The sequence below is a fragment of the Polaromonas eurypsychrophila genome, from assembly GCF_014641715.1.
Taxonomy (GTDB): Bacteria; Pseudomonadota; Gammaproteobacteria; order Burkholderiales; family Burkholderiaceae_C; genus Polaromonas; species Polaromonas eurypsychrophila.
The window spans coordinates 188,251-212,424 of record NZ_BMIG01000007.1; the positions used below are offsets into that span (position 1 = coordinate 188,251).

General features: G+C 62.7%; 21 protein-coding genes, 1 other RNA gene and 1 riboswitch. Of the genes, 17 read left to right on the forward strand and 5 right to left on the reverse strand.

What is annotated here, in order from left to right:
- Positions 1 to 17: 17 nt before the first annotated feature.
- Complete coding sequence (locus IEX16_RS11780) at positions 18 to 1,004, forward strand: LysR family transcriptional regulator (RefSeq protein WP_188708681.1); 987 nt, start codon at positions 18 to 20, stop codon at positions 1,002 to 1,004.
- A gap of 135 nt (positions 1,005 to 1,139) precedes the next feature.
- On the opposite strand, the gene IEX16_RS11785 is transcribed toward IEX16_RS11780, so the two are convergent.
- The 5 genes from IEX16_RS11785 to IEX16_RS11805 form a co-directional block, all read right to left on the reverse strand.
- Positions 1,140 to 2,063 (reverse strand): methionyl-tRNA formyltransferase, encoded by a 924-nt coding sequence (locus IEX16_RS11785; RefSeq protein ID WP_188708682.1) that lies wholly within the window; start codon positions 2,061 to 2,063, stop codon positions 1,140 to 1,142.
- A gap of 26 nt (positions 2,064 to 2,089) precedes the next feature.
- Entirely contained in the window at positions 2,090 to 2,890 is an 801-nt protein-coding gene (locus IEX16_RS11790) for a sulfite exporter TauE/SafE family protein (protein ID WP_188708683.1), read from the reverse strand.
- Between the two features lie 33 nt (positions 2,891 to 2,923).
- Positions 2,924 to 3,103: non-coding RNA, 6S RNA (gene ssrS / locus IEX16_RS11795), on the reverse strand.
- A gap of 80 nt (positions 3,104 to 3,183) precedes the next feature.
- Positions 3,184 to 3,549 (reverse strand): cell division protein ZapA, encoded by a 366-nt coding sequence (locus tag IEX16_RS11800; RefSeq protein WP_188708684.1) that lies wholly within the window; start codon positions 3,547 to 3,549, stop codon positions 3,184 to 3,186.
- Complete coding sequence (locus IEX16_RS11805; protein WP_188708685.1) at positions 3,546 to 3,803, reverse strand: cell division protein ZapB; 258 nt, start codon at positions 3,801 to 3,803, stop codon at positions 3,546 to 3,548. The genes IEX16_RS11800 and IEX16_RS11805 overlap by 4 nt, the downstream gene beginning before the upstream one ends.
- A 35-nt stretch (positions 3,804 to 3,838) precedes the next feature.
- Positions 3,839 to 4,129: riboswitch (cobalamin riboswitch) on the forward strand.
- A gap of 81 nt (positions 4,130 to 4,210) precedes the next feature.
- On the opposite strand from IEX16_RS11805, the gene IEX16_RS11810 reads away from it, so the two are divergent.
- The 16 genes from IEX16_RS11810 (at position 4,211) to IEX16_RS11885 (ending at position 24,057) form a co-directional block, all read left to right on the forward strand.
- Positions 4,211 to 6,094 (forward strand): TonB-dependent receptor domain-containing protein, encoded by a 1,884-nt coding sequence (locus IEX16_RS11810; protein ID WP_188708686.1) that lies wholly within the window; start codon positions 4,211 to 4,213, stop codon positions 6,092 to 6,094.
- Between the two features lie 10 nt (positions 6,095 to 6,104).
- A complete protein-coding gene (locus tag IEX16_RS11815; RefSeq protein ID WP_188708687.1) occupies positions 6,105 to 7,448 on the forward strand; it encodes a cobyrinic acid a,c-diamide synthase CobB in 1,344 nt (447 codons plus the stop codon).
- Complete coding sequence (locus IEX16_RS11820) at positions 7,445 to 8,293, forward strand: ABC transporter substrate-binding protein (protein ID WP_188708688.1); 849 nt, start codon at positions 7,445 to 7,447, stop codon at positions 8,291 to 8,293. Before IEX16_RS11815 ends, IEX16_RS11820 begins: the two co-directional genes overlap by 4 nt.
- A 117-nt stretch (positions 8,294 to 8,410) precedes the next feature.
- Positions 8,411 to 9,001, forward strand: a complete 591-nt coding sequence (cobU, locus tag IEX16_RS11825) for a bifunctional adenosylcobinamide kinase/adenosylcobinamide-phosphate guanylyltransferase (RefSeq protein ID WP_188708689.1) — start codon at positions 8,411 to 8,413, stop codon at positions 8,999 to 9,001.
- Between the two features lie 65 nt (positions 9,002 to 9,066).
- Complete coding sequence (locus IEX16_RS11830; RefSeq protein ID WP_229676314.1) at positions 9,067 to 9,921, forward strand: ABC transporter substrate-binding protein; 855 nt, start codon at positions 9,067 to 9,069, stop codon at positions 9,919 to 9,921.
- Positions 9,922 to 9,962: 41 nt separating this feature from the next.
- Positions 9,963 to 10,937: a FecCD family ABC transporter permease gene (locus IEX16_RS11835; RefSeq protein ID WP_188708704.1), complete on the forward strand. Its 975-nt coding sequence runs from the start codon at positions 9,963 to 9,965 to the stop codon at positions 10,935 to 10,937.
- Positions 10,937 to 11,734, forward strand: coding sequence for an ABC transporter ATP-binding protein (locus IEX16_RS11840; RefSeq protein WP_373288330.1), 798 nt, complete (start codon positions 10,937 to 10,939; stop codon positions 11,732 to 11,734). The genes IEX16_RS11835 and IEX16_RS11840 overlap by 1 nt, the downstream gene beginning before the upstream one ends.
- Positions 11,735 to 11,883: 149 nt before the next feature.
- Positions 11,884 to 12,465, forward strand: a complete 582-nt coding sequence (gene cobO / locus IEX16_RS11845) for a cob(I)yrinic acid a,c-diamide adenosyltransferase (protein WP_188708691.1) — start codon at positions 11,884 to 11,886, stop codon at positions 12,463 to 12,465.
- Between the two features lie 40 nt (positions 12,466 to 12,505).
- Positions 12,506 to 12,970: a MotA/TolQ/ExbB proton channel family protein gene (locus tag IEX16_RS11850; protein WP_188708692.1), complete on the forward strand. Its 465-nt coding sequence runs from the start codon at positions 12,506 to 12,508 to the stop codon at positions 12,968 to 12,970.
- Positions 12,967 to 13,323, forward strand: a complete 357-nt coding sequence (locus tag IEX16_RS11855) for a DUF2149 domain-containing protein (protein ID WP_188708693.1) — start codon at positions 12,967 to 12,969, stop codon at positions 13,321 to 13,323. The genes IEX16_RS11850 and IEX16_RS11855 overlap by 4 nt, the downstream gene beginning before the upstream one ends.
- Positions 13,323 to 17,510, forward strand: coding sequence for a cobaltochelatase subunit CobN (gene cobN / locus IEX16_RS11860; protein ID WP_229676311.1), 4,188 nt, complete (start codon positions 13,323 to 13,325; stop codon positions 17,508 to 17,510). The genes IEX16_RS11855 and cobN overlap by 1 nt, the downstream gene beginning before the upstream one ends.
- A 1-nt stretch (position 17,511) precedes the next feature.
- Positions 17,512 to 18,531, forward strand: coding sequence for an adenosylcobinamide-phosphate synthase CbiB (gene cbiB / locus IEX16_RS11865; protein WP_373288331.1), 1,020 nt, complete (start codon positions 17,512 to 17,514; stop codon positions 18,529 to 18,531).
- A complete protein-coding gene (locus IEX16_RS11870; protein ID WP_188708694.1) occupies positions 18,510 to 19,511 on the forward strand; it encodes an aminotransferase class I/II-fold pyridoxal phosphate-dependent enzyme in 1,002 nt (333 codons plus the stop codon). The genes cbiB and IEX16_RS11870 overlap by 22 nt, the downstream gene beginning before the upstream one ends.
- Entirely contained in the window at positions 19,508 to 21,073 is a 1,566-nt protein-coding gene (locus IEX16_RS11875) for a cobyric acid synthase (RefSeq protein ID WP_229676312.1), read from the forward strand. The genes IEX16_RS11870 and IEX16_RS11875 overlap by 4 nt, the downstream gene beginning before the upstream one ends.
- A gap of 91 nt (positions 21,074 to 21,164) precedes the next feature.
- Positions 21,165 to 21,590 (forward strand): potassium channel family protein, encoded by a 426-nt coding sequence (locus IEX16_RS11880; RefSeq protein WP_188708695.1) that lies wholly within the window; start codon positions 21,165 to 21,167, stop codon positions 21,588 to 21,590.
- A gap of 109 nt (positions 21,591 to 21,699) precedes the next feature.
- Positions 21,700 to 24,057, forward strand: coding sequence for an ATP-dependent DNA helicase (locus tag IEX16_RS11885; RefSeq protein WP_188708696.1), 2,358 nt, complete (start codon positions 21,700 to 21,702; stop codon positions 24,055 to 24,057).
- Positions 24,058 to 24,174: the final 117 nt, after the last annotated feature.

The following is a 24,174-nucleotide window of genomic DNA, read 5'->3' on the forward strand; positions in this document are numbered from 1 at the left end:
TTATACATTGAGGCGCTATGAAAAACGCAACATTGCGCCAGCTCAAGGTTTTTGAGGCGGTCGCCCGGCACCTGAGCTTTTCCAGAGCTGCGGAAGAGCTGCACCTGTCGCAGCCCGCCGTCTCGATTCAGGTCAAAAAACTGGAAGACCATGCCGGTCTCCCGCTGTTTGAGCAACTTGGCAAAAAAATTCACCTCACGCCAGCGGGTGTGGAAATGCTGCACTCAAGCCGCAACATCATCCAGCAGTTCAGGGAAGCCGAAGAGGCCATGGCGCAATTCAAGGGTGTCGCCGGCGGCAAGTTGAACGTGGCCGTGATCAGCGCGGGGGATTACTTTTTACCGCGTCTGCTGGTCGAATTCGCACGTCGCCACTCTGGGGTCACGCTGGATTTCGGGGTTTGCAACCGCGAAGAATTGCTGAGCCAGCTGGGCGACAACCTGACGGATCTGGCCATCATGGTGCGTCCGCCGCTGGGTCTGGACACGGTTAGCGAAGCTTTTGCACCACACCCCTATGTGGTGGTGGCCGCGCCCGACCATCCGCTGGCAAGCAAAAAGCGCATCACGCTGTCGCGTCTGGCGCGCGAGCCTTTTGTGGTGCGTGAAAAAGGCTCGGACACCTGGAACTCCATGCAAGAGGGTTTTGGCGCGCATCTGGCCGATCTGAACATCGCGATGGAGATCAAAAGCACGGAAACCATCAAACAGGCGGTGATGGCGGGCATGGGCGTGAGTTTTTTGTCGGCGCACACCATCAGCCGCGAGCTGCAGGTCGGCAGCCTCAGCGTGCTTGATGTTCAGGGTTTTCCGCTGATGCTCCACTGGTATGTGGTGCACAGGCGCAACAAGCGTCTGACGCCGGTGGCCCAGGCCTTCAAGACTTTTCTGATGAGTGATGGCGGCGTGCTGATCGAGCAAACCATCGGCTACCGGCCTAAGGAAGCGCTGAACAAGTCCCCTGCCGCGCGCCATCAGCCGGGCTTGGGCGGTCTGCTGCGTTGAATTTCTTGCCAATAGTCAACTATTGGCTGCGAAATCCGCCTTGCATCCCATCCCAATCCGACTGCCGCGCATCCGCAAGGACTTATTCAGCGCTTCCCTGAGCCGGTGTCGGGGCGTCTCAAGAAGTGAGCCGGCTCAACCCGCCGGGCTGAAGAGCTTGCGCTCGCGCGCGAAGTCTGCCGCATTCATTTTGGCGCCGCCTTCCGGCCGCAGCTTGAGTACCTCGATCTGGCCGCCGTGCGTGTTGATCAGCAGACCGGTTGGCGTGAGGCCTGCAATTTCGCCGGGCTTGCCGCGCACGCCCGCAAAGCCGTGCACCGGGTGCTTGCGGCAATCGTAAAGCCAGACGCGGGTATCGCCGAGTACGGTCCAGGCACCGGGCGCCGGGTTGCAGGCGCGGATCAGGTTGTAGACCTGGTCGACATGGTTGGCCCAGTTAATGCGGGACTCTTCCTCGTGGTACCAGCCTTCATAGCTGGCTTTCAATTCGTCTTGCGCCTGCTCCTGATGCTGGCCCGAGATCACCAGATCGGCGGCTTGCAGCAGGGCCGCCACGCCCATGGGAAACAACTTGTTGAAATACAGTTCGCCCAGGGTTTCGTCAGGCCCGATGGCGCAGGATTTCTGCAGTACCAGTGGCCCCTCGTCAAGTCCGTCGGTAGGTCGGAATATGCTGATGCCGGTCTGGGTTTCGCCCAGCGCAATCGGCCAGCTGATCGACGACGGCCCGCGATGCCGGGGCAGCAGCGACGGATGAAACTGGATGGTGCCGCAGCGGGGAATATTGACGAAGGCCTGCGGCGCGAACTGCACCACGTAAGCCATCACGCCGATGTCGGCGTTGAGGTCGCGCATGGCTTGCTCGGCATAACTGCTTTTGAGGCTGCTGAACTGGAACACCGGCAGATGCAGGGCCTGGGCGGCTACGCGAAGCGCATCGGGCTTGGCGCCAGATTTTTCTGGCACGCAGAAAACGCCAACCACTTCGTCGCCACGCGCCAGAAAGGCCTCGAGTGTGGCTTTGCCGAATTCCTGCTGGCCTATGAATGCTATTTTCATTGTGGGTCACCGATAGGCGGCGCGGTTTAGCGAAACAGAAAGTATGCCGCCAGAATATAGAGCACCACGGCAAACACTTTTTTCAGCGGCCGGATGTCCATGCGGTGCGCCGTGCGTGCACCCAGCGGTGCGGTGCACATGCTGGCCAGCGAGATGACGATTAGGCCGGGCAGGTAGAGATAACCGATGGAGCCCGGCGGCATTTCGGGCAGGCCCTGGCCGGCCCAGATATAACCGAGCGTGCCCGCCAGCGCGACCGGGAAACCCAGTGCCGCTGATGTTCCCACCGCGTCGTGGATCTTTACGTTGCACCAGGTCATGAACGGCACCGAGACAAAAGCGCCGCCGGCGCCCACCAGCGAGGACAACATGCCGATCACCCAACCCATGCCGAACGTGCCGAGGCGCCCCGGCAACGTGCGGCTGGGTTTGGGTTTGCGGTCCAGAAACATCTGCGTCGCCGAAAACGCCACGAACACCGCGAACAGGACGCTGAGAACCTTGCCGGGCAGGGCCACGGCAAGTTGTGCGCCGACCAGCGAACCCAGCAGGATACCGGGGGTCAGCAAACGGACGATGGGCCACAACACGGCGCCGCGGCGGTGGTGCGCGCGCACCGATGACATCGAGGTAAAGCAGATCGTCGCCAGCGAAGTGGCAACAGCCATTTTCACCGTGTAGTCTGCCGGGTAGCCCTTGGCCGTCAAGATGAAGGTCATGAAGGGCACCATCAGCATGCCGCCGCCTATGCCCAGCAGGCCGGCCAGAAAACCGGTGGCGCTGCCCAGCAGCAAGAGTTCGGCAATAAGTTGCGGTTCAAGAAACATTCAGGCCCGGGCCGGGCCCGAAAGGAGATCAAAAAGGTGTCTGCAAGTGCCACCGGACCGTCATCCTGAACCGGGGTTCAGGTGGGCGAGGGCAGTCAGGCTTCGGGTTCGTCTAACGCGAGACGATCACGCCTGCCTGACAATTTACCAAGCCCGTGCTCGTGGAGCATTGGTTCAAGGAAATATAAAGCCCGGTGCGCACCGCAGACAACCTTATTGTAGGCGCATGTTGCAGACAGTGCAGCCGGTGGCGGGATGTTTGGCGCGACACCTGGCGCCGGCAAAGTGCCGCTTTAAAGCAGGCGGCCGTCCACGCCGAGCGCGCTGTCCAGGCGCTGAAGCAATGCCACCAGTTGCGGTTGCCCGGTTGTCTGCTGCGGCGCGGCCAGCCCATGGGACTGGGCGGCAAGCGGTGGGGCCGTGATCGGGCTGCTGCGGGATGCTTTCAGGGCATTTGCTTCCAACTCGGACAACTCGAATGCCAGGTTCAGCGCGGCCAGCACGGCGATGCGGTCGCGCGCCTTGATTTTCCCGGCGTCGCGGATCTTGCACATGGCGGCATCGACTTTTTCCACGGCGTCGAGCAGGCGGACATCGCCACCTTCAGGGCAGCCGAGCAGGTAGCTCTGGCCCATGATCTGTACATCAAGCTGCTTCATGTGTCCGATCCGGCAGTGGTTCTGGCGCCAGCCGCGTTCAGGGACAGGGACGACGAGGAGTCCGGCAAGCGCTCCAGCAGCGCATCAACCCGTGAGCGGGCGGCGCTGAGGCGGGAGCGCAGCGAGTCGCGCTCTTGCGTGAGCACATGCACCTGCTCACTGAGCAAGGCATTGGTGCGCTGCAATTCCTCGTAGCGCAACAGGAGCCGCTCGACGCGTTCGGCAATCTGGTCGATGTGGATTTGGTTCGACATGGCCCTCTGATTGTAGGGTTTGCCGCGTTTTGGGGCGTAGAATCTCGCCTGTTGGTGCTCGCGGTGTGGTTCACACGCCGCAGTTCAACGGGAAGCAGGAGGGAGTTGTTGCCATGCGCTCGGGGGTTCGACCCGGATCGCAAGCGCCGCGACTTTTAACCTGCGCTGCCCCCGCAACGGTAAAACGGACGAATGTTTTTCCCTGAAATTCAGCTTCAGGGTGCATTCAGCCCTCATCACAGCCACTGAGCGATTGAACATGCGCTTGGGAAGGCGATGAGGACAGTTCCGTCAGCCCGGATACCGGCCAACAAGGTGGTTGCACGTCTGTCCCGACAGGCCGTAGCCGTAACGCTCATGCACTGGCGGGGAAGCCAGTGAGGGCCTTTTGTTGATTGTCTCCATCCATGAAAACCTGTGTTTTTTATGCGCGTCCTGCCGCGCTTTCGCTGGCGCTGGCCGCCGCTTTTCCCGCCTTCTCCCAGTCCCCCGCTGCGTCGCAGCTCTCGGAAACAGTCGTCACGGCCTCACGCGTGGCTACGCCGGTTACCGATGTGATCGCAGACGTTTCCATCATTGACCGCGAGATCCTCGAGCGGGCTGGCCAGTCGTCGCTGCGCGACATTCTGGCTCAGCAGCCTGGCATCCAAATGGGCAGCAATGGCAGCTACCGCTCGAATTCAAGCATTTTCCTGCGCGGCGCGAGCAACTCGCAAACCATTGTCTTGATAGACGGCGTGCGCGTGGGCTCGGCCACTTCGGGCGGCGCATCGTTTGAGAACCTTCCGCTGGCGCGTATTGAGCGGATTGAAATTTTGCGCGGCGCGGCCTCAGCCTTGTATGGGCCGGATGCCGTGGGCGGCGTGATCCAAATTTTTACCCGAGAGCCCGCCGAGGGTCTGGCGCTCAGTGCCAGTGTCGGCTTTGGCTCGGCCGGGCAACGGCAGGCGGACGCATTGGTGCGCGGCAGCGCTGGCGCCATTGGCTACAGTCTGGGTGTCTCGCGCGAAAAAGCGCGCGGCATCAGTTCTGTGTCCAACCCAACATCGACCAGCTTCAACCCGGATGCGGACGGGTTCACGTCTACCAGCGTCGATGCGAAACTGACTGCCAAGATCAACCGCGAACATGCGCTGACCCTGAGTTTTCTGCACAGCGATACCGAGTACCAGTTTGACGGCCTGCCTTCCCCCAATCCCTTGGGTTTGACCAAACTCACATCCGATGCGCGGGCGAAACCTAAGCTCAACAACGCTACCGTCAGATGGGATGCGCAATGGCTGCCGCAATGGAAATCCACACTGACTGCGGGGACCAGCGATGAAGATTCGGTCAGCGAGTATTACCGCATCTCCGATGGAAGGTTTGGCGGCAGCAGCAGGTTCAATACCGGCCGCAAGCAGTTGACCTGGCAAAACGACATCACGCTGGACAAGGACGTGTTGTCTCTGATGCTTGAAGACCGATCCGAAGCGGTTGACAGCTCTACCAGCTACACGATCAAACAACGCAATGTGCGCAGCGCTCTGGCATCTTATGCGCTGAACCGAGAGCGCTGGAATGCGCTGGCCGTGATCCGCAACGACAAAAACTCCCAGTTTGGCAGCTTCAACAACTGGGCGCTTTCCGCCGGCTATCGCTTGATCGACGGTCTGCGTGCGGTGGCCAGTGTTGGCACGAGTTTCCAGGCGCCCACTTTCAACCAGCTGTACTTCCCGGGGTTTGGCAATCCCGCGCTGGTGCCGCAGCGCAACCGGGCCACCGAGCTGGGGTTGAAGTACCAGCAGGGCAATGTCGCGCTGGGTGCGGTGGCGTACCACAACGATATCCAGGGCTTCATCATTCCGTCCACCAATGTCCAAAGTTCGCTGGCGGTGTTGCGCGGGGTCACCCTGAGCGCTGACGTGAAATCTGGCGCGACCAGTTACTCGCTGTCTTACGACTACGCAGACCCACGCTCTTACTCGTCCGTGCCGGCTTCCAATGACCTGCGACTGGTGCGAATTGCGCAGAACGTGCTTAATGCCCGCGTCACGCACCGCATGGGCGATGTCAGTGTGTTTGGCGAGCTCAAGTTGTCCAGCAACCGGGAAGACGCCAAGGTAGTGGGTGTGGGCCGCGATACGCTGCCTGGCTACGGCGTGCTCAATACCGGCGTAAGCTGGAAGGTTCAGAAAGACGTCACCTTGCTGGCCCGCATCAACAACCTGACCGACACCCAATACATGCTCGCCAACGGTTTCTCGGTGCCTGGTCGCAATCTGTTTGCGTCCGTGACATGGGCGATGTGAAGCCGTCGCCATGCCTTCAGCTTCTTGCCCTGCCATCCTGATTGCCGCGCCCGCCTCCGGCCAGGGCAAGACCACGGTGGCCTGTGCCCTGGCGCGTCTGTTTACGCGCCAGGGCCGGCGCGTGCGGGTGTTCAAGTGCGGGCCGGATTTTCTGGATCCGTACTGGCTCAGCCTGGCCAGCGGCGCGCCCGTTCATCAGCTGGATTTATGGATGACCGGCGAGGCCGACTGCGCGCAACGCCTGCACGCTGCGGCGCTGGAAGCCGATCTGATCATTGTCGAAGGCGTGATGGGACTGTTCGACGGTCAACCCAGTGCTGCTGACCTGGCGCAGCGCTTCGATTTGCCGCTGCTGACGGTGATTGACGCCAGCGCCATGGCCGGCACTTTTGGCGCGCTGGCCTGGGGGCTGCAGACTTACCGGAAAGGCCTGCGTTTTGCGGGTGTGCTGGCCAATCGGGTGGCGTCCAACGGCCATGCGGCCATGCTGGAAGAGAGCCTGCGCGACCCCGCGCAGTGGCAGGGCGCGCTGATGCGCAGCGAAGACTTCAGCCTGCCGGAGCGGCACCTGGGCCTGGTGATGTCTGCCGAGATGGACGACGCCATGACCCGGCTCGATGCTGCTGCCGACGCGCTCGCCGCGACAAAGCTGGGACAGATGGGCGCAGATGCGCTGCAGGCCTGGGTGGTGGATTTTGACGCGCCGGCTGATGCGGCGCCTGAAACGCCGGACCTGCTGCAGGGCCTGACAATTGCCGTCGCACGCGACGCGGCGTTCTGTTTTTTGTACGCTGCGAACCTTGATTGTTTGCAGGCCATGGGTGCCAGGCTGGTTTTTTTCTCGCCGCTGGCCGATGCTGCCTTGCCCGATTGCGACGCGCTGTGGCTGCCTGGTGGTTACCCCGAGCTACATGCCGCGACCCTGGCAGAAAACGGCGCCATGAAAGCCGCCATCGCTACCCATGTGTCTGCCGGCAAGCAGGTTTGGGCGGAATGCGGCGGCATGATGACGCTGTTTGACGAACTGCAAGCCGTCGATGGCCGCTGTTTCGCCATGTGGGGTGTGCTGCCGGGGCGTGTCACCATGCAGGCGCGTCTTGCCGCCTTGGGTCCGCAACAACTCGCTGTGGCGGGCGGCACCCTGCGCGGCCATACTTTTCACTACTCCACCTGCAGCTCGCCGCTGGCGCCCGCAACGCGCACCGAAGCCGCGCCAGGGCGCAAGCTGCGCGGTGAGGGCGAGGCCCTGTATGTGGCGGGTCCCGGCGACAGCGTCAAAGCCAGCTACTTCCACGCCTGGTTCGCGTCAAGCCCGGCCGCCGCTGCGACACTGTTTCTGAAGGACAAGCCATGACCGGATCGACAGACTGGCGCGCACTGGCTGCGGGCGCAGGCACGGTGGCCTACGGCCCGCAGCGCATCGTTTGCCTGACCGAGGAGCCGACCGAGTGGCTTTATCTGCTCGGGGAAGAGCGGCGCATCGTCGGCATCTCGGGCTACACCGTGCGGCCGCCGCGGGCGCGCGAGGAAAAACCGAAAGTCAGTGCCTTTTTGAGCGCCAAGATCGACAAGATCGTAGAACTCAGGCCCGATTGCGTGATTGGCTTTTCTGACCTGCAGGCTGACATTGCCTCCCAGCTGGTCAAAAAAGGGATTCAGGTCACCATCTTCAACCAGCGCAGCGTGGCGGAGATTTTCTCCATGATGTACCAGCTCGCCGCCATGGTGGGCCAGGAGGCACGTGGCCGTGAACTGATGCAGGGCATGCAACAACGCCTGCTTGAGATTGAAGCAACAGCCGCGACTCTCAAACGCCGCCCTCGCGTGTTTTTTGAGGAGTGGTACGACCCGCACATCAGCGCGATTGCCTGGGTCTCCGAGCTGATGGGTATTGCGGGAGGCGACGATTGCTTTCCCGAGCTGGCCTCGCAGCCCATGGGCAAGGACCGCATTATTGCCGACGGGAGCGAGATTGTGCGGCGCAACCCCGATATCATTTTGGGCTCCTGGTGCGGCCGCAAATTCCGGCCCGACCATGTGCTGGCGCGGCTGGGCTGGGAAAACGTCAACGCTGTCAAAAACAAACAGCTGTTTGAGATTAAGTCGGCAGAAATTCTGCAGCCCGGTCCGGCGGCTTTGACCGACGGTGTCGAGCAAATACACCGGATCATCATGGAGTGGAGTTTGGCGCATGGCTGAATTGGTATTTTTCTGTCAGGGGCGCCAAAACTTCTTTCCGTTCACCCTGAGCTTGTCGACGGGGCGTGTATGTGGATGCAGGCTTCGACAGGCTCAGCCCGAACGGTGCTTTGCGTCATGAGCAATTCAGCTACTTTTTCACGCAGCGAATTTATTCTTGGCGGCCAGCGAAGCGGCAAGTCGCACCGTGCCGAAATGCTGGCGCGTGACTGGCTGCTGCAATCCCCTGACAACCAGGCTGTGCTGATTGCCACGGCCCAGCCCTGGGACGATGAAATGCGCGAACGCATCACGAGGCATCAGCAAGACCGCTCTGAACGCGTACCCGGCATGCGTACGGTGGAAGAGCCGCTGCAGCTGGCGCAGACCATCACGCAGCACAGCACAGCGCAGACGCTGCTGGTCGTCGATTGCCTGACACTGTGGTTGACCAATTTACTGATGCCGGCTGGCAACCGTCAGACAAATCAGGCTCCAGCCCTTACCACATATGCGCAGACAGCTATGCTTGTGATAGCAATTCGCGCCGCGCCTGGACCACTTATGCTGGTAGGGAACGAGATCGGGCTGGGCGTGATTCCCATGGGGCGCGAGACCCGTGACTTTGTGGATGCCCTCGGCCGCCTGAACCAGGAGGTCGCCCAGGCTTGCGAGCGCGTGACCTTCATGGCGGCAGGTTTGCCGCTCACATTAAAGGGCCAGCCATGAGCTTTTCTTCTTGCCCCCTCGCCCTCTGGGAGAGGGCTGGGGTGAGGGCGGCGCTGTTGCTGCCCATGCTGTTTGTTCTAGCTTCAAACGTCGCCCACGCCCTGCAACTGTCAGACGACCGCAATGTGAGCCTCACTTTTGCGCAAAGTCCGCAGCGCATCATCAGCCTGCTGCCTTCGCTGACTGAAAGTGTCTGCGCCATGGATCAGTGCCACCGGCTGGTGGGGCGGGACCGTTATTCCAACCACCCGGCGTCGGTGCGGCAATTGCCGGTCCTGGGTGGCGGGCTGGACCCGAACATCGAGGCCATTGTGGCGCTCAAGCCCGATGTCGTCTTGCTGGCGACCTCGTCGCGTGTTGTGACCCGTCTGGAGTCGCTGGGCATCAAGGTGGTGGCACTGGAGCCCAAAAGCCACGCCGATGTGCGGCGCGTCTTGCACAAGTTGGGCGTCTTGCTGGAGGTGCCGGAAGAGCAGGGCGCGGCGCGTCTGTGGCGCGTCATCGATACCAGTGTCTCGGCAGCCGCCCAGTCGCTGTCACCGCAGGCCCGCAAGGCACGGGTCTACTTTGAAGTCAGCCGCGGACCGTATGCGGCGGGCGAGTCGTCTTTTATTGGCGAAACCCTGACGCGGCTCGGTGTGCAGAACGTGGTGCCCGCGTCGCTTGGCCCTTTTCCCAAGCTCAACCCCGAGTTTGTGGTGCGCGCCAACCCGGATGTGATCATGGTCGGCAACCGCAGCATGCTGGCCATGGCCAGTTATCCGGGCTGGGGCAGCATCAGGGCGGTGAAGGAGCAGCGCATCTGTGTGTTCGGCGCTGAAGAGTCCGATGTGGTGGTGCGCCCCGGACCGCGCATGGCCGAGGCCGCCCGGCTGATGGCCAATTGCCTTGAAAAACATGCGGATCGGGGCGTGCGGTGAATCACCCCGTTGCCCGCTATCAACGCAGGGCTTTCTGGCTGATGGGTGTGCTGCTGCTGGTCAGCCTTGCCCTGTTGCTGTTGGGTGTGAGTGTGGGCAGCACCGGTTTTGAAAGCGTGCTGAACATGCAGCGCGATCCGCAGGCGATGCAAATCATCTGGGAAATTCGCCTGCCACGCACGGCGGGCGCCTGGCTGGCCGGGGCCTTGCTTGGCCTGGCCGGCGCCGTGGCGCAGGGGCTGTTTCGCAACCCACTGGCCGACCCGTATTTGCTGGGCAGCGCCTCGGGTGCTGCGTTGGGCGTGGCGCTGGCCATGGCGCTGTTTGGTGTGTCGCCGCTGGCCACACACTGGGTCGCACGCATCGGTCTGACCGGCGCGGCGTTTATCGGCGCAGTGGCGGCGGTGCTGCTGACCCTGCTGCTGGCCAAGGGTGTGCAGCACACCTTGCGCCTGTTGCTGGCCGGTGTGATTGTAGGTGTGGTGCTGGGCGCCTTTGGTTCACTGATCTTGCTGCTCACGCCTGACATCATGCAGGCCATGCAGGCCTTCATGCTGGGCAGCACCGCTTTTGTGGGCTGGGCAGCCTGCGCGGTGATGGCTGTGGTGTTTGCCGTCTGTCTGCTGGCCGCCTGGATGATGAGCCATGTGCTGGACGGGCTGGCGCTGGGTGAAGCCACTGCCCAAAGCCTGGGCTTGAAGCTGCCGCAAATGCGCGCCGCCCTGGTGGCGGTGCTGGCGCTGGCCACAGGCACGGCGGTGGCGCAAACCGGGCTGATTGCGTTTGTCGGCCTGGCCGCGCCGCACCTGGTGCGCTCGGTCATCAAGACCACGCATGGCCGGCTGATTGTGCTGGCCAGTCTGACTGGCGCGGTGTTGCTGACGGCGGCTGACATTCTGGCCAGAGGCGTGATTGCGCCGCAGGAGTTGCCGGTGGGCGTGCTCACCGCCGTGCTGGGTGGGGGCTATTTGCTGTGGCTGATGCACCGCAGCAGCGGCCGGGGAGGGGGGGTGTGATGGCGAAAGTTTTTTTAGACGTTATCAATTCTGTAGCTGTTCACGCAAACGGGATAAGGGCCAGCCTCGGAAATGCCGAGGTATTGCAAGGTGTGGCTCTGGTATTGCCTGCGTCGCGCTGGACCAGCATCGTCGGGCCCAACGGCGCCGGCAAGTCCACCTTGCTCAAGGTGCTGGCGGGACTGTTGCCGTATCGCGGCAGCATCACGCTGCTGGGCCGGCCCCTGGCCGCGCTGCCTGCCCGTGAGCGCGCACAGCAGCTCTCCTGGCTGGGCCAGAACGAAAGTTCGCCCGACGACCTGACGGCCTACGACGTCGCCATGCTGGGCCGCTTGCCGCACCAGCGCTGGCTGGCGCCGCCGAGCGCACAAGACCACGCCGCCGCCGAGCACGCCCTGCGCGCCACCCACGCCTGGGACTGGCGCGAGCGCCCACTGGGTCAGCTTTCGGGCGGCGAACGCCAGCGTGTGCTGCTGGCGCGTGCGCTGGCGGTGCAAGCGCAGGTGCTGCTGATGGACGAACCGCTGACCAACCTCGATCCGCCGCACCAGGCCGACTGGCTGTTGATGGCACGCGCGCTGGTGGACAGCGGCAAAACCGTGGTCAGTGTGTTGCATGAAATTTCGTTCGCGCTCCACGCGGACGACATGGTGATCATGGCCGATGGCCGGGTCACGCACCAGGGTGCCTGCAATGACGCCGCCACCCACCGCGCACTGGAGCAGGTGTTTGACCAGCGCATCGCGGTGCACCAATTGGCAGGTCAGTGGGTCGCCGTGCCGAAGATTGAAATATGAACCCCGGTTTGTCATCCCGGACTCGATCCGGGATCCATGACTTTTGTCTGCGCTATGGCTGGGTCCGGATACATGGATTGCGGATCGGGCCTGCCCCGGACCACGATCCGGGGTCCGCAATGACAGCTAGAACTTGATAAGGCGATCCCATGCAAATCGAAACCCCGCCCAGCGCAAAACCCTATGAAAAGCCCGAGGGTGAACGCCGCGGCCTGCTCATCGTCAACACCGGCGACGGCAAAGGCAAAAGCACCGCGGCTTTTGGCCTGGCGCTGCGTGCCCATGGCCGCCACCATGTGCATGGCAAAACCGTCAAGATTTTCCAGTTCATGAAAGTGCCCAGCGCGCGTTTTGGCGAGCACCGCATCTTCGAGCAGCTCGGCATCCCCATTGAAGGGCTGGGCGACGGCTTCAGCTGGAAAAGCCAGGACCTGGAACACTCGGCCCAGCTCGCGCGCACGGGTTGGGAGAAAGCCAAAGCAGCCATCCTGGGCGGCGAGAATTTTATGGTGGTGCTGGACGAGCTGACCTACCCGCTGATTTACGGCTGGATGCCGCTGGACGATGTGTTGCAGACGCTGAAGGACCGGCCCAAAGATGTGCATGTGGTCATCACCGGCCGGCGTTGCCCGCCCGAGATCATTGAACTGGCCGATACCGTGACCGAGATGACCAAGGTCAAACACGCTTTTAATGCCGGGGTTCCGGCGCAGCGCGGTATCGAAGACTGAACCTTCTTCGCTGAAAAAACCCCTGCCCGAAAGAGACGCCATGCCTTTTGAAAACACCCTGTTCCAGCTTGCCCAGATGTTTCTGTGGCCGGTCACCATTCTGGTATTGGCCGCGTTTGCCTATGCCGTCATGAGCTTGGGCGCGTTTGGCCTTGAGTGGGTGCGCAGGCGCAGGCAGCCTGGCAGGGTGTTGGTGCTGGCCGGTGCCAGCGCAGCTTCAGCCGAAACGCTGGAACTGGCTGTGCTCAGGGAACTGGAGGGCCTGCGCCTGTGCAGCCGCGTGGCTCCAATGCTGGGCCTGGTTGCCACCATGATTCCCATGGGGCCAGCGCTGGTGGCAGTGGCTTCGGGCCAGTCGCAAGGCGTGGCCGAAAGTCTGGCGCCGGCTTTTGCCGCCGTCATTGTGGCGCTGGTGGCCGCGTCCATCACCTTTGTGGTTTACAGCGTGCGCCGGCGCTGGCTGCTGGCCGAAATGCTGGCGGTGCTGGAAGGCCAGGCCGCATGAACCGGCCCGCCGCAGCGCCCTCCCAGGCAACCAGGCCGCGGCTGCGCATTCTGGACGAAGATGATGATGACCCGGTCTTGTCCACCATCAATCTGATTGATGTGTTTCTGGTTGTTATCGGCATGTTGTTGATCGCAGTCATCAACAACCCGATGAACCCGTTTTCCGATGACAAGCTGACCATCATCCGCAACGAAGGGCAGCCCAACATGGAGATCATCACCAAAGACGGGCAGAAGATCACGCGCTTCAAGGCCAGCGGCGCCTCGGGCGAAGGGGATGGCGAAAAAGCCGGCACCGCCTACCGCATGAAAGACGGCACCATGGTGTACGTGCCCACGGCCAAACCTTGATGAAACCCTGTCTCGCGGTGGCGGTGGGTTGCTGGCTCATTCTGACCGTCGGAATGGGTAGTGTGCAGGCGCAGCCCGCGCCTGCCGCGCCGCGCGTAGTTCTCCTGAGCACCTACGTGGTGTCGCCCGCGCGTGCGGCCAAGCTGCGGCTGGCGGCGCAGCAGGCGGGCGTGCCCTTGCAAACCCTGTCTGCGGAAGAGGACACGCCCGAGGCTTTGCAGCAAGCCCTGCAAAGCGCGGGCCTGCTGGTGATCGACGCGCCGCACAGCAGCGTGGCGCAAGCCGTCGCCGCGCGTTTTGGCGAGATGCTGAATAAAAGCGGCACACCTTATGTACTGGTCGGGGAGTTCAGCGCCGTGGCGAAAAACCAGACGCTGGCGGCGGCGCCGCTGCAGGCTGAGCGCGGGGTGGGTGCGGCCTGGGCGCAGCGCCTGCGCGAGTACTGGCGCTTTGGCGGGGCGCAGAACATGCGGCTGGCGATGGAAGTGCTGAAAGTCCCGGCGAACGGACAGGGCAGTGCGGCCACCTTGCCGCCGGCTGTTGAGTTGCCGCTGCAAGGTTTTTACCATTCCCGGTGGGCGCGCCTCGAAAGTGATGCGAACATGCTGAAGATGTTGCCTGCGCCCGGTGTTCCCGATCAAAATCGGGCTCCAGCCCTTGTTCCACATGCGCAAGCAGCTATAAAAACAGTAGCAATTGCGGTGAACAACGCAGTCTTCACCTCGGACGACACGCCCTGGTTGGACGCCCTGATCACCGCGCTCGAGCAGCGCGGCCTGCGCGCCTATGCCTTTTATGGGCCGCGCCAGCAAAAAGATCTGTTTTTCCAGATGACGCATGTGCCGGCCGCCGGTGGCCCGCAGCGCGTGGCCGATGTGATCATCAACTCGGCGCTGGTCTTTAACCCGACCGAGCGCAAGGCCGAGCTGGAGCGTATCGGCGTGCCGGTGCTGCAAACCATGCCTGCGCTGGCCATGGACGCCGCGCAATGGGCGCAGAGCAAGGACGGCCTGGCCCTTAGCGATGTGTCCTATTACTACACACCCAGCGAGTTGTCGGGCATGGTGGATGCCATGCTGATCACCGCACGTGATGCCAAAACCGGTGCGCTCAACCCGATTGCGGCGCAGATCAACGCTGTGGCGGACAAGGCCGCGGCCCTGGCCCGCCTGCAGCAAACCCCCGCTGCGCAGCGCCGGGTGGCGATGATGGTTTACAACTACCCCCAGGGCGAGGGCAACTTCGGCGCATCCTTTCTGAATGTGCCAAAAAGCCTGCAGAACATGCTGGGCGCCATGAAGGCGGCCGGCTACCAGACACACACGCCTGACGCGGACCAGATCACACCGCAGGTGCAGGCCACACTGGGCGGGTTTTACAAGCCAGAAACCTTAAGCTCGTTGCCGGCGCAGGGTCTGGCCGACGTGCTGTCGCTGAGCCGCTACCTCAGCTGGTTTCGTGCGCTGCCACCCGGCACGCAAAGTCGCATCGAGGCCTATTGGGGCCCGCCTGAAAAAGCCCTGATGCTGCGGCCCCAGGCAGCAGGCGCAAGCGGGCAGGCTGAGGCCGGTTTCATCATTCCGCGCGTCTTGCTTGGCAATGTGGTCGTTATGCCGCAGCCACTGCGGCATGAGGTCACGGCAGGGACGCCCGCCGAGGTGCGCAAAAAACGCATAGGCCACCGCTCCCAGGTGCCGCTCAGCCACAACTACCTGGCCACTTATTTGTGGATCCGCGAACAATTTGCAGCCAACGCAGTGGTGCATGTGGGCACCCACGGCACGCTCGAATGGGCGCCGGGCAAGGAGCGTGGCTTGTCGAGCCAGGACGATCCTATTCTGGCGCTGGGTGACTTGCCCAACATTTACCCCTACATCATGGACAACCTGGGCGAGGCGCTGACCGCCAAGCGGCGTGGCCGCGCGGTGCTGGTGAGCCATTCAACCCCGATGTTTTCGCCTGCGGGTTTCAGGCCCGGCCTGCACGAGATGCACGACCTGATGCACGACTGGGAAACCGTGGCTCCCGGTCCGGTGAAAAAAGAGTTGGAGAAACGGCTGGTAGCTCAATTTGTTGAACACCAGCTACACCGCGACGTGGGCTGGAGCGCGCAGAAAATCAGCGCCGACTTTGCCGGCTTCATGGAGTTGTTACATCCCTACCTTGACGACATTGCGCAGGCCGCACAGCCCCAGGGCCTGGCCGCCTTTGGCGAAGTGCCCGATGCACAGCGCCGCTTTGGCACCGTGATGCAGACCCTGCGCAAGCCGCTGATTGATGCGCTGGGCGAAGACATTGATGAGGTGTTTTTGCTAGACGCCAAGAAGATCATCCTCTCGCGCCCCGCGCGCTGGCTGCAGGTCGCGCTGAAAGACCCACAAGCCGCCAGCATGCTGGATCTTCGGGCGCAGGATACCGCCGACGCGGCCAAAACGGGAATCCATAGTTCTGTGCCGAATCGTGCCGAAGCCAAAAAATTGGACCCCAAAGTGCTGCTGGCGCTGGCGCAGCGCGCACAGCAACTGGACAAGGCTTTGGCCGGCAACGAAGAGATCAGCGGCTTTCTGGCCGCGCTCGACGGCCAACACATCAAGGCCAGTTACGGCGGCGATCCGGTGCGCAACCCCGACAGCCTGCCCACCGGCCGAAATCTGTATGGCTTTGACCCCAGCCGCGTGCCGACGCGCCAGGCCTGGGACACCGGAGTGGCTGCGTTTGATGTGTGGATGACGCAGCACCGTGCGGCCAACAAGGGCCAGTGGCCCGACAAGATAGCCTTCACCCTGTGGGCTGGAGAAACCATGCGGCATCAGGGCGTGATGGAGTCGCAGGCGCTGTATGCACTGGGCGTCAAGCCGCGCTGGGATGAAGCCGGGCGTGTGACGGGCCTGGACACCGTGGCCCCTGGCGAGTTGAAACGGCCGCGCCTGGATGTGCTGATCAATGTGACCGGTTCCTACCGCGACCAGTTTCCGGTGGTGATGCGCTGGATGGACGAAGCGGTGCGGCAGGTGGCGCCGCTGAACGAGGCCGACAACCGGGTAGCCCGCAACACGCAGAAGCTGGCGAAAGAATTTGCGGCGCAGGGCGCCAGCGCGCTTGAGGCCAAACGCTGGTCCACCGCGCGGGTGTTTTCCAATGAGCAGGGCAGCTACAGCACCGGCCTGAGTGAAGCGGCGCAAGCCACCGATGTCTGGAAAATCGCGAACAAGGGCGGCGGTGACGCCGAGATGTCGCAGCTCTACATGGACCGCATGGGCCATGTGTATGGCGAGGGGTTGACGGGCGTAGCGCGGCCCAAAGGCTTTGAGAAAGCCTATGCGCGCAACCTGGCGCAGGTGGATGCGGCTTTGCTGTCGCGCACCTCACACACCTACGGCGTGCTTTCCAGTGATGACCCGTTTCAATACCTGGGCGGTATTGCGCAGGCGGTGCGCCAGCTCACCGGCAAAGACCCGGCGCTGTATGTGCAGAATTTGCGCGACACCTCTGAAGTGATCACCGAAAGCGCCAGCAGCGCGATTGCCAAGGAAATGCAAACGCGTTACCTGCACCCGCAGTGGATCAGCGCGCAAAAAGCCGAGGGCTACAGCGGCACCCTGCAGGTGCTGAAAACAGCGCAGTTTTTATGGGGCTGGCAAGTCACCGCGCCGCAAGCCGTGCGGCAGGACCACTGGCAGTCTTTGCATAATGTGTATGTGCGCGACCAGTACAAGCTGGGCACACGCGAGTGGCTGGAGGGCGACAATCGCGCCGCCTTTGCCCAGACGCTGGAGCGCATGCTGGACGCGGTGCGCCTGAACTACTGGCAACCCGATGCGGCGACAAAACGGGAGCTGGTGCAGGCGTATCAGGAAGCGCTGAAAGCCACCGGGTTGCGTGAAACCAATCGGGCGGTGCAGCGTTTTGCGGCAGAGGCTCAGGTTTCTTCTGCCAACAGTAGCTCTGCGCAGGTCTCGGCAGCGCGCGAGCCGGTCAACCAAGCCAAACCGAATCCGCCCGATGAAACCACGCGCGCACCCGTGCGCGGCCTGAAGCTGGAACCGCAATCGCCAGAAGTCAAAACGCCCGCGTCGGTTGTGCACAGCTTGGCCGTCTTGTGGGGTATCGCCCTGTTGCTGGCACTGGGCGCGTGGCAGCAATCACGCCGCTGGCGGCGGGCCGGTCTGACGGCGTCCGGCGTTTGACATGATGACCCCGGGCGCTGTTATTGCTGCGTTGGCCTTGGCCCTGGTTTTGCTGCTGGCCTTGGGGATTGACAAACTTTTTGGCGAGCCGCGCCCCCGCTTGCACCCGGTGGTCTGGATGGGCAGCTACCTTCAGGCCTGCGGCAGTGTCGCGGTCCGTTGCCAGCCCGCGACCGCGTTTGTGCTGGGGGCTTTCGCCTGGTGCCTGGGCGCGCTGGTGACGGGGGCTTTGGCTTGCGGCTTGCAGGGGCTGATGTTCTCGCAGCTGGCGCGGGTTGTGTCCACGCCCGGTTCAGGACCTGTCGTGATTGCAGCCCTGCTGGCCGCGATAACGGTCTGGCTGCTGAAGTGCATGTTGTCGTGGCGCATGTTGCGCAGCGAAGTCCAAGCGGTGGAGGCGGCTTTGCAGCAGTCGCTGCAAGCGGGGCGCGAGCGCCTGTCGTGGCTGGTCAGCCGCGATACGACCCAGCTGAGCGAAACCGAGGTACGCGAAAGCGCTATCGAATCGCTGGCTGAGAACCTCAACGATTCGGTGGTCGCGCCCATCTTCTGGTTTGTGCTGCTGGGCCTGCCCGGTGCGGCGGTCTACCGGTTTGCCAACACCGCTGACGCGATGTGGGGCTACCGCGGCGTCTACAAAGGCCAAAACTGGGAGTGGGCGGGCAAGTGGGCTGCGCGTGCTGACGATGTGTTGTCCTGGTTGCCAGCGCGATTGACGGCGGCGCTGATCCGGATGGTGACCGGCGGCTTTCAGATGGCTGCCCTGCGACGGGAGGCCACGAAAACACCTTCTCCCAACAGCGGCTGGCCCATGGCCGGCATGGCCCTTGCATTGGGTGTTTGCCTGCGCAAGCCAGGCGCCTACGCGCTCAACCCGGAGGGCAGGGCACCGCAGGCTTCTGACACGCTTTTGGCTGTCAATGTTGCATCAAAAGTGCTGCTTGCCCTTTTGGCATGTGCGCTGGCAGCTATTGTTTTAATAGCATTTGTAGTGAAATCATGGCAGCAGATCAGCCTTTGACATCACGCATACATGGCGGCCCGGACCACCTGGGTGCGCCGCTGCACGACTTTTCAAGCAACAGCAACGCCTGCGGGCCTTGCCCCACGGCTTGGGCGGCCGTGCAACAAGCCGACGCCCGCCAATACCCCGACGCCAGTTACACCACGCTGCGTGCGCAACTTGCCGACTTCCATGCGGTGGACCTGCGGCGCGTGTTGCTGGCTGGCAGCGCCAGCGAGTTCATATTTCGCATCACGGCGATGGCTTCCCAGCTCGGCGCTGCCGGGGTCTGGCTGCCGCCGCACAGCTACGGCGACTATGCGCAGGCCGCGCAGGCTTTCAAGTTGCCGGTGGTGACGCAGCTGAAGCAGGCGCAACTTCGCTGGGCTTGTGATCCGTCCAGCCCGCTGGGTGCGGCGCATGCCGCGCTCCAGGCCTTGCCGGACCCGGCAGCAATGTGTGTACTGGATCGTGCCTACGAGCCGTTGCGACTGAGTGGCGCACTTGGGTTGTCACAAGAGGTGCTGCAAAAGTTCTGGCAACTCTGGACGCCCAACAAGGCCCTCGGTCTGACTGGCGTGCGCGCAGCCTACGTGATTGCACCGCTGGATTCAGAAGAAGACGTGGTCCAGTTGGAGCGACTCGCACCGTCGTGGCTGTTGGGTGCGCACGGTGTAGCAATGCTGCAGGCCTGGACCACCCCTGCCGCACAGGCCTGGTTGGCAGCCAGCCTGCCTGCGCTGCGGGAATGGAAGACCCGTCAAATCGCGCTGTGTGAATCCTTTGGCTGGACCGTGCTGCCCAGTGACGCCAACTTTTTTGTTTGCCATGGCGGCCAGGCTCCATGCGTCGTGGCCGCCTTGCGCCATCGCGGTATCAAGCTGCGTGACTGCGCGTCGTTTGGTTTGCCCAATCACTTCCGCCTCAGCGTACACACGCCCGCGGCACAGCAGGCATTGCACAATGGCTTGCAGGACATCCTCGGGAAATCAATGTGACCGCAAAAAGCGTGATGGTGCTGGGCACGACCAGCGGAGCCGGCAAAAGCTGGCTGACCACGGCTCTGTGCCGTTACTACGCCAACCAGGGTCTCAAGGTCGCGCCGTTTAAAGCTCAAAACATGAGCAACAACGCAAGGGTTGTTGCAGGTGGCGAAATCGGTAGCGCCCAGTATTTCCAGGCGTTGGCTGCGAGAGCCATCCCTGACGTACGCATGAACCCGCTGCTGCTCAAGCCCGAGAAAGACACCTACAGCCAGGTCATCCTGATGGGCCAGGTCAATGACGAACTTTCACGCATGGCCTGGCGCGGCCGCAGTGCGTCGGTCTGGCCCGTGGTGGCGCAGGCGCTGGACGAGTTGCTGGCCGAAAACGATGTGGTGGTGATGGAAGGCGCGGGCTCGCCGGCCGAGATCAACCTCAAGGACAGCGACATCGTCAACATGCGTGTGGCGCTGCATGCACAAGCCGCCTGCTTGCTGGTCACTGATATCGACCGCGGCGGCGCTTTTGCGCACCTCTATGGCACCTGGGCCATGCTTGACGAAGCAGAGCGCAAACTGATCAGGGGGTTTGTGCTGAACAAGTTTCGCGGTGACGCGAGCCTGCTCGCGCCGGGCCCGCAGATGTTACTGGGCCTGACCGGTGTACCCACGGTGGCAACACTGCCCATGTGGTGGCAACACGGTCTGCCCGAGGAGGACGGTGTGTTTGATATGGCCCCCACGCTTGTCGCTGCGCGAGCCTCCGGCGTTGCGCTGCCCCATGCACCGGGAAGAGGGGCCGCTGCGCCTGTGGCCCGGCAAAGCCGGTTCCACGGCCCCGGCTTGAAGGATTCGGGAAATCGCGCTCCGGTGACCATCGCCATCGTTGCCTATCCGCGCATCAGCAACCTCGATGAATTCCAGCCACTCAAAAACGTTCCGGGCATTCACCTCAAGTGGGTGCGCAGTCCGGCGGAGCTGGCGGGACTGACCCCCCCCGACTGGATCATCCTGCCCGGCTCCAAACATACCAGCGGCGACCTGGCCTGGTTACGCGCGCAGGGGCTGGACAGCGCAGTTGCGGCGCATGCAGGACGGGGCGGTGCCGTGCTGGGTATTTGCGGTGGTCTGCAAATGCTCGGCGAGGCGCTGATTGACCTGCATGGCATCGATGGCAACGGGCCTGGCCTGGGTTTGCTGCCGGTGGTCACGGTGTTTGAGGTTGACAAGACCGTGCAGCGTCGGCAAACCAGTTTTTCATCGGTGAGCGGCGTGTGGGCGGCGTTGTCGGGTGCCACAGTGCAAGGCTACGAAATCCACCACGGTCAGACCGCACCGCACAGCGCCATGGCCGCGGCGGGCGATGTGGCGCACGCCGTGATGCCGGATGGCCTGGCCTGGCAAAACAATGCCGGCAATGTGCTCGGCGTTTACCTGCACGGCCTGTTTGAAGACCCGGCTGTGTTGCGGGCGCTGTTCGGTGCCAGCGCACCGACGCTGGACTCGGTGTTTGAGGGCCTTGCCGACTACATCCACAAGCATTTCGAAGCGGGGGTTTTGGACGCGCTGATTGCCTGAGGCGGGGCTATAGTTCCCTCAGGTGCACGGCTTGCGTGTACTGCCGGTGCATCATCCCGGCAATTTCCAACCAACCCATTGCAGGCTCCAAGTGATCAACATCGTTCTGGCCAATCTGGCCGTTGTCCTGGTGGCCGTGGTCATTCACTACGAGTTCCTGTTTCGGCTCACCCTGTTGCTGCCCAGAGTGAAAATCAGGCACCGCTTCCTGGTGCTGCTCGGCGTGGGCGGTGCACTCGTGGCTCACACGATTGAGGTCTTGCTGTTTGCCTCTGTTTATTACCTGATGCACCATGCTGAGGGCTGGGGCCACCTGACGGGCAACTTCAATGGCAGTTGGATGGACTGCGTTTATTTTTCCTTCACAACTTTCACCACGCTGGGCTTTGGCGACATCCAGCCGGTAGGTGATCTTCGCTTCCTGACGGGGCTTGAGTCATTGACTGGCCTGGTGTTGATCACCTGGACGGCGTCCTTTCTTTTTGTCGAGATGCAGAAATTCTGGAACGAGAAGTAGTTCCCGAGCGCACACCTCTGGCGGCCCCTTGGGGCTGCGTCCGGCGGTACGGCAGCGCTGGCTACAATACTGGCTATTCATACAGTAGCCTCAAGAACCCGCATTGCCCATGAACAAGCCTCACGACCCGGACCAGCCGTATGTCGTGGCCGTGCGTGCGCTGTGTGACTTCACCGCCAAGCGAGGTGACCTGGATTTGCGCTTCACGCCATCGCCTTCCGCGCTTGAAGGCATGGCGGGCCACCGCGCGGTGGCACTGCGGCGTCCGCCGCATTACCAGACCGAACTCAGCCTGAGTGGTAACTACAAGGATTTGCGTGTGCGTGGCCGCGCCGATGGATACGACGCCGAGGCGGGCCAGCTTGAAGAAATCAAGACCTATCGCGGCAACCTGGAAACCATGCGCGAGAACCACCGGCAACTGCACTGGGCGCAGCTCAAGGTTTATGGCCATCTGTTGTGCAGCCGGGACGGCTTGCCGCAGATCAAGCTGGCGCTGGTTTACTTCAATGTCGCCACGCAGGACGAGACCTTGCTGGTCGAGTCCTGCAGCGCTGAAGACCTGCGTTCGTATTTCGAGGCGCAGTGCGAGAGCTTTTTGGACTGGGCGCGGCAGGAACTGGCGCATCGGGCCGCGCGCAACGAAGCGCTGGCGGTGTTGCCGTTTCCGCACGCGGCTTTCCGGCCCGGCCAGCGCGAACTGGCGGAGGCGGTCTACAAATCCGCGAGCAGCGGCCGCTGCCTGATGGCACAAGCGCCCACCGGCATTGGCAAAACAGTCGGCACCTTGTTCCCGCTGCTCAAGGCTTGTCCGACGCAGCAACTCGACAAGGTGTTTTTTCTGGCGGCCAAGACGCCGGGCCGGCAACTGGCGCTGGATGCGCTGGCGCTGATTAAGACCGCTGCGCCGGTGCTTCCCCTGCGGGTGCTGGAGCTGGTGGCCAAAGGCAAGGCCTGTGAACACCCCGACAAGGCCTGCCACGGCGAGTCCTGCCCGCTGGCCCAGGGTTTTTATGACCGCTTGCCGGCGGCGCGGCAGGCCGCTGTCGATGCGGCTGCTGCCGCGCCCGCTCCGCTTGACAAAAACGCGCTGCGCGAAGTCGCGCTGACGCATCAGGTCTGCCCCTATTACCTGGGGCAAGACCTGCTGCACTGGAGCGATGTGGTGGTGGGCGACTACAACTATTATTTCGACGTGAACGCCATGCTGCATGCCCAGACGCAGGCCAACCAGTGGCGTGTCAGCGTGCTGGTGGATGAGGCGCACAACCTGGTCGAACGCGCGCGCAAGATGTATTCGGCCGAACTGGACCCGGCCCATCTGGCGCTGGCGTGGCAGGCGGCGCCAGCCGACATCAAGCGTGTGCTGGACCGGCTCAAGCGCAGCTGGTACGAGCTGTTCAAGGAGCAGCAAGCGGACTACCAGGTGTATGACGACGTGCCGCAGGATTTTCGCGGTGCGCTGCAGCAGACAAGCAGTGCCATCCTCGACCACCTGGCCGACCATCCGTCGGGCATCGCCGCCAGCCTGCAAGACTTTTTTTTCGAGGTGTTGCATTTCTCGCGCATGGCTGAGCTGTTGGGCGCGCATTCGCTGTTTGACATCACGCGCGGTGAGAGCGGCGCGCTGCTGTGCCTGCGCAACATCGTGCCCGCGCCTTTCTTGGGGCCGCGTTTTGCCGCCGCGCGTTCGGCGGCGCTGTTCTCCGCCACTTTGAGTCCGGCAGACTATTACAGCGACATGTTGGGCCTGCCGGATGACATAGCCTGGATCGACGTGGCCTCGCCCTTCAAAGCCGAGCAGCTCTCGGTGCGGGTGGTGGACGACGTATCGACCCGGTTCCAGCACCGTGAGCGCTCGCTGTCCCCGATGGTGGATTTGATGGCCCGGCAGTACGCGCAGGTGCCCGGCAACTACCTGAGTTTTGTCAGCAGCTTTGACTACCTGCAGCAACTGGCAACGCTGTTCAAGGCGCGTTACCCGGACATCCCGGTCTGGGAGCAGTCGCGCGGCATGGAAGAAAGCGCAAAAAAAGGTTTTCTCGAACGCTTCTCCCCAGCTTCAAGCGGCATCGGTTTTGCAGTGCTCGGTGGTGCCTTTGCCGAGGGCATCGACCTGCCCGGCAAACGCCTGATCGGCGCCTTCATCGCCACGCTGGGCTTGCCGCAGGTCAACCCGGTCAACGAGCAGATCAAGGCGCGCATGGAAACCAGCTTCGGCCAGGGCTACGACTACACCTACCTCTACCCCGGCCTGCAAAAGGTGGTGCAGGCGGCCGGCCGGGTGATACGCGCCGAATCTGACCGCGGCGTGGTTTACCTGATTGACGACCGGTATGGTGGGGCGCAAGTGCAGGCGCTCTTTCCTGGGTGGTGGAAGGTGGAACGGTTGCGGGCACGGTTGCCACTGCCGGCTGCGGTTTCGGCTTCGAGGAGAGAAGGCTTTCCTGCCAGCGGCGTGGTTTGAATGCTGTTGGTTGGCCCACAAGCCGGGGGTTGCCCGGCAGCAACTCACTTTTCTTTTGCGTCGCTGTATAGACCGGAGACATAGGTGACACATGTGCGGAGACATGGTTGACGGTTT